We start from the raw sequence: 5024 nt of genomic DNA on the forward strand, positions 1-5024 counted from the left end.
GCACCGCCCAGCGCCATCGCCAGCAAGCCGCCCAGCCCACCGCGCCGCGCGCCCTTGCCGAGCAACACCAGCCCGGCCGCCAGCGAGGCGCCGCGTTCCCAGCCGTGGACGTTCTGTTCAGCGGTCTTGTCGAAGAGTCGGTTCATGGGGTTCTCGCTTATGGGGAGTCGCTACAGCTGACCGCTCGATCGCTCCCGCTGTTCACACGAGGCGACCACATGGCCGTTGGCGCGGCGAAGCTCTCGGGTTTTCCGCGCCGTTCAGCGAGCCATGCCGTAGCCGATGTGGAAAGGCTCCATCAGCTTCTGGTTGGGCCGCTTGGTGGAGATCAGGTTTGCCGTGTGCAGCAGTTGCGGCACCAGCTCGGCCAGGGCCTTTTCCATGCTCCAGAACGCGGTGGATACCGAGATGTTGAGCGCCGCCACCGGCCGGCCGCGCACATCGAACAGCGGCACCGCCAGGGCCAGATCGCCGAGGTAGAACTCCTCGATGCTGTAGGCAAACCCGCTCTCGCGCGCCGCGGCGATCATCGCCAGCAGCGCTTCGATGTCGGTCACGGTGTTGGGCGTCAGCCGCGGCCGCTCGGAAGCCTCGAGAATCTCCAGCACCCGTTCGTCCTCCAGCCCGGACAGGTAGGCGCGGCCGGCAGAGGTGCAGTAGATCGGCAGCTGGCGCCCCACCGGCATGTGCACGATGCTGCGCTGCGGACTGGGAAAGCGGCCGATGTAGACCATGTTTAGGCCGTCAGGCTCGGCCAGGTTGACGGTTTCGCCGGTGACCCGGTTGAGGTCCAGCAGGTAGGGATTGGCGCGTTCCAGCAGCAGGTTGGACTGCAGGTAGCGGTAGCCGACGTTGAGCGCCTTGGGCGACAGCGAGAAGCGCTTGCTCTGGGCGTCCTTCTTCAGCAGCCCAAGGGCTTCGAGGGTGTAGGCGAAGCGTTGCGCGGCACTGCGCGAGATGCCCACCGTCTGCGCGATCTCCGGCAGGTTCATCGAAGCATGTTCGGCATCGAACGCGTCCAGAACCGCCAGCCCGGTGGCCAGCGACTGCACGAATAGCGACGAATCCTCTCGGCTCATGTCGTTCCCGCGAATGAGAAAAAGGGCGACGCCTGCGTCGAGGCGTGTGACGAGCATACTCAATAATATCGCTATGCGATATTCATCGATTGTTAAACGATCCCAAACTATTGAATGTCTGTCTGGCGCACACCGATACTCCGGTCATGGGTTTAGTGCCGGATGGACGTATCGAATGCACGCAGATGGGTTGAACAGGATCGCCGTGATCGGCGCCGGGATCGTGGGTCTGTGCACCGCGCATTACCTGCGCAAGGCCGGCCACGCCGTGGTGGTGATCGATCCGCAGGACGCCGGCGCCGGCTGCTCGTCGGGCAATGCCGGCTCGCTGGCTTCCGGCGCGGTGGCTCCGCTGGCGATGCCCGGCATCCTGCGCAGCGCGCCGGGCATGCTGATGGATCGCCGCGGTCCGCTGTACGTGCCGGCAGACTACCTGCTTCGGGTCGCGCCCTGGATGACGCGCTTCGTGCTCGCCGCGCGGCCCGATCGGGTGGCACGCATCGCCGAGGCGCTGCACCAGTTGATCGGCGATGCGGTGGCCTGCCACCGCGCGCTGGCGGCGGAAATCGGCCACCCCGAGCTGATCGTCGACAGCGGGCAGATCCACCTTTATCCAAACGCCGAGGCGATGGGCAAGGACGCCGCCGGCTGGGCACTCAAACGCGAGCACGGCCTGCGGCTCGAACGCATCGATGCGGAGCGTATCCACGCGATGGAGCCCGCCGTAGGCCCGGAATACCGCGTCGGCTACTACCTGCCCGAGCAGCCCTGGGTCGCCAATCCGCAGCGCTACGCCATAGCCCTCGCCGACCACCTGAAAGCCTGGGGCGTGGAGTTCGTCCGCACCTCGATCAGGCGCCTGCAGGCGCAGGAGGCTGGCTGGCGGCTCCACGGCGATGGAGCCTCCTACGCGGCGCGCCAGGTGGTACTCGCCGCCGGTGCCTGGTCCGCCGAACTGCTCGCCACGCTGAACCTGAAGGTGCCGCTGGAATCGCAGCGCGGCTATCACCTGAAGCTCCTCCGGCCGGGGGTTTCGCTCTCCCGGATCGTCGTGCTCGCCGACCGCAAGGTGTTCATCACGCCGATGGAGGACGGCCTGCGGGTCGCCGGCACGGTGGAATTCGGCGGCCTGCAACGACTGCCCAGCGAGCGCCGCGCCGCGCTGCTGGCCGAGCATGCCGAAGCCGGTCTGCCTGGCCTGGACACCCGCGAGCGGGAATCCTGGATGGGCCACAGGCCCTGCCTGCCCGACTCGCTGCCGGTGATCGGCCCGGTGCCCGGCCACGACGGCCTGTGGTGCGCCTTCGGTCACGGGCACCTCGGCCTGACCGGGTCCGCCCCCACCGGCCGGTTGATCGCCGCGGCGATCGGCGACCCTGCCCAGGCCCGACGCCTGGTGCCGTTTTCGCTGTCGCGCTTCCACGGCGCGGCATCCAGACCCTCCACTCACGCACGATGAGGAACACACATGAGCATTACCCGTCACGATAGCGGCGCGCGCATGAGCCGCGCGGTCGTCCACAACGGCACCGTCTACCTGGCCGGGGTGATCGCCACCGACCGTAGCGGCGACATCCGCGCGCAGACCGCCGACGTGCTAGCGCGCCTGGACGGTTTCCTGACCGACGCCGGGACCGACAAGAGCCGCCTGCTCAGCGCACAGATCTGGCTGAAGGACATCGACAGGGACTTCGCCGGGATGAACGAAGTCTGGGATGCCTGGGTCGCAGCTGACGCCGCACCTGCCCGTGCCACCTGCGAGGCGCGCCTGGCGAGCCCCGACCTGCTGGTGGAGATCATCGTCACCGCCGCCTTGTGACCCATGATCCGCCGGTCACAAGGCGGACGACCACCCTATCGATCCTGCCGTTCTCAATCAGGAGCTACGCCCGAATGAATGCCTTGCTGAAATATGCGGCCTGCGCCGCCCTCGCCGTTCCCGCGCTGATCGGTACCGTCCAGGCGGACACGCTCAAAGTGGGCGCAACACCCACCGCGGTGCCCTTCAACTACCTCGACACGCAGAGCAACAGCCTGCAGGGCGTGATGATCGACATCGCCCAGGCGCTTGGCCAGAAACTCGGTTTCACTCCCGAGCTGCAGGCGATCCCCTTCGCTGGCCTGGTGCCGTCGCTGCAGACGCAGAAGATCGACCTGATCAGCTCCGCCTTCGCGATCAACCCGGCGCGCGCCAAGGTCGTCGACTTCTCCGACGAACTCTTCGCCTACAGCGAGGAAGTGGTGTACCGCGGCGACGGCACCTACAAGAGCGCGGCGGACTTCGCGGGCAAAGTGGTCGGCGTGCAGACCGGCACGGTGATGGTGGAGCCGATGCAGGCCGCCAAGGGCCTCAAGGAACTGCGCATGTACGAAAGCATGTCCGACATGATCCGCGAAGTGGCCCTCGGCCGCCTCGACGCGGCCATCGGCGACGGACCGGTCATGCGCTACACGGTCAAGCAGTCCGGCGCGAAGGACCTGCACGTCGCCGAGGATTATCAGAAGCAGATCCGCATCGCCATCGGCATCGCCGTGCGCAAGGGCAACGCCGACCTCCTCGCCCGGGTGAACAAGGGCATCGCCGAGCTCAAGGCCGACGGCACCCTCGACGGCATCCTGAAGAAGTGGGAAATCACCCCGTGATCCGCTAGTCCGGCGCCCGCAACGGGCGCCGCAGCAAAGGAGTTACGCCATGTTCGATGGCTTTTTTAGCGATGCCCTGCGCTTCCTGCCGATTCTGCTGCAAGGCGTGTGGATGACCATCGCCATTACCCTGTGCGCGCTGGCGTTCGCCTCGCTGCTGGGGCTGGTCTGGGCGTTCCTGCGGGTTTCCGGCGTGCCGATCCTGGCGGGCGGCTCGAAGACCATCACCAACCTGATCCGCGGCGTCCCGATCATCGTCATCCTTTTCTACCTGTACTTCGTGATGCCGGAAATGGGCGTGCAATTGAGCGCCTTCCAGGCCGGTTTCATCGGCCTCGGCCTGGCCTATTCGGCCTACATGGCGGAAGTCTTCCGCTCGGGTATCGAGGCGGTGGACGCCGGGCAACTCGAGGCGGCCAATTCGCTGGGCATGTCGCGCACGCTGATGATGCGCCGGGTGGTGCTGCCGCAGGCGTTCAAGATTGCCCTGCCGCCCTACAGCAACAACATGATCCTGCTGCTCAAGGATTCCTCGCAGACCTCGATCATCACCGTGGTGGAGCTGTCCATGCAGGGCAAGCTGATCGCCGCTTCTTCCTTCCAGAGCGCCACAGTGTTCACCCTGGTGGCCCTCATGTATCTCTGCCTGAGCCTGCCGTTGATGGGCCTGGCCAGTCTGCTCGAACGCAAGTACAAGCGGGGTACGCGATGATCGTCATCGACAGCATCACCAAATCCTTCGGCAGCCAGAAGGTGCTGCATGGCGTCAGCGCCACCATCGAGCGTGGCGAAGTGGTCTGCCTGATCGGCCCCTCCGGCTCGGGCAAATCCACCGTGCTGCGCTGCATCAACGGCCTGGAAAGCTACGACGGCGGCACCATCAGCATCGACGGCGTGAAGGTCGACAGCAGCGCCAGGAGCATTCGCGAGATCCGCCGCAGCGTCAGCATGGTGTTCCAGCGCTTCAACCTGTTCCCCCACCGCACGGTGCTGGAGAACGTCATCGAAGGGCCGATCTACGTCAACCACGTCAAGCGCGACGTCGCGCTCGGACGCGGCCGCGAGCTGCTCGACCGGGTCGGCCTGGCGGCCAAGCACGATGCGTATCCCACGGAGCTGTCCGGCGGCCAGCAGCAGCGCGTGGCCATCGCCCGCGCACTGGCGATGGAGCCCAAGGCGATCCTCTTCGACGAACCGACCTCGGCGCTCGATCCGGAGCTGGTCGGCGAAGTGCTCGGGGTGATGAAGTCGCTGGCGCAGGAAGGCCTGACGATGATCGTGGTGACCCACGAGATGGGCTTC

The 5024-nt window shown here is 66.3% G+C and carries 6 protein-coding genes; 5 read left to right on the forward strand and 1 reads right to left on the reverse strand.

From position 1 onward, the window contains the following. Nucleotides 1-260 precede the first annotated feature (260 nt). On the reverse strand, nucleotides 261-1079 hold the full coding sequence (locus B2X67_RS13835; RefSeq protein WP_273229382.1) for an IclR family transcriptional regulator: 819 nt from the start codon (nucleotides 1077-1079) through the stop codon (nucleotides 261-263). Nucleotides 1080-1269: 190 nt separating this feature from the next. On the opposite strand from B2X67_RS13835, the gene B2X67_RS13840 reads away from it, so the two are divergent. From B2X67_RS13840 to B2X67_RS13860, 5 genes are all read left to right on the forward strand, one after another. Next, nucleotides 1270-2538: an NAD(P)/FAD-dependent oxidoreductase gene (locus tag B2X67_RS13840; protein WP_273229381.1), complete on the forward strand. Its 1269-nt coding sequence runs from the start codon at nucleotides 1270-1272 to the stop codon at nucleotides 2536-2538. Nucleotides 2539-2547: 9 nt separating this feature from the next. After that, nucleotides 2548-2898, forward strand: coding sequence for a RidA family protein (locus B2X67_RS13845; protein ID WP_273229380.1), 351 nt, complete (start codon nucleotides 2548-2550; stop codon nucleotides 2896-2898). Nucleotides 2899-2972: 74 nt separating this feature from the next. Beyond that, the gene (locus B2X67_RS13850) at nucleotides 2973-3722 is read left to right on the forward strand and encodes a substrate-binding periplasmic protein (RefSeq protein WP_175534348.1); all 750 of its coding nucleotides are present in this window, start codon (nucleotides 2973-2975) and stop codon (nucleotides 3720-3722) included. 49 nt (nucleotides 3723-3771) lie between these two features. After that, the gene (locus B2X67_RS13855) at nucleotides 3772-4434 is read left to right on the forward strand and encodes an amino acid ABC transporter permease (RefSeq protein WP_090228213.1); all 663 of its coding nucleotides are present in this window, start codon (nucleotides 3772-3774) and stop codon (nucleotides 4432-4434) included. Beyond that, nucleotides 4431-5024 (forward strand): amino acid ABC transporter ATP-binding protein (locus B2X67_RS13860; RefSeq protein ID WP_286785852.1); only part of this gene is annotated, 594 nt, incomplete at its 3' end. The genes B2X67_RS13855 and B2X67_RS13860, both read left to right, overlap by 4 nt.

It is taken from the genome of Pseudomonas sp. UBA3153 (assembly GCF_002364635.1).
Taxonomy (GTDB): domain Bacteria; phylum Pseudomonadota; class Gammaproteobacteria; order Pseudomonadales; family Pseudomonadaceae; genus Pseudomonas_O; species Pseudomonas_O kuykendallii.

Excerpts from the sequence above, each read along its gene's own strand:
- B2X67_RS13855 (WP_090228213.1), top strand. The coding sequence starts at position 3,772 with ATGTTCGATGGCTTTTTTAGCGATGCCCTGCGCTTCCTGCCGATTCTG.
- B2X67_RS13835 (WP_273229382.1), bottom strand. The coding sequence starts at position 1,079 with ATGAGCCGAGAGGATTCGTCGCTATTCGTGCAGTCGCTGGCCACCGGG.
- B2X67_RS13850 (WP_175534348.1), top strand. The coding sequence starts at position 2,973 with ATGAATGCCTTGCTGAAATATGCGGCCTGCGCCGCCCTCGCCGTTCCC.
- B2X67_RS13845 (WP_273229380.1), top strand. The coding sequence starts at position 2,548 with ATGAGCATTACCCGTCACGATAGCGGCGCGCGCATGAGCCGCGCGGTC.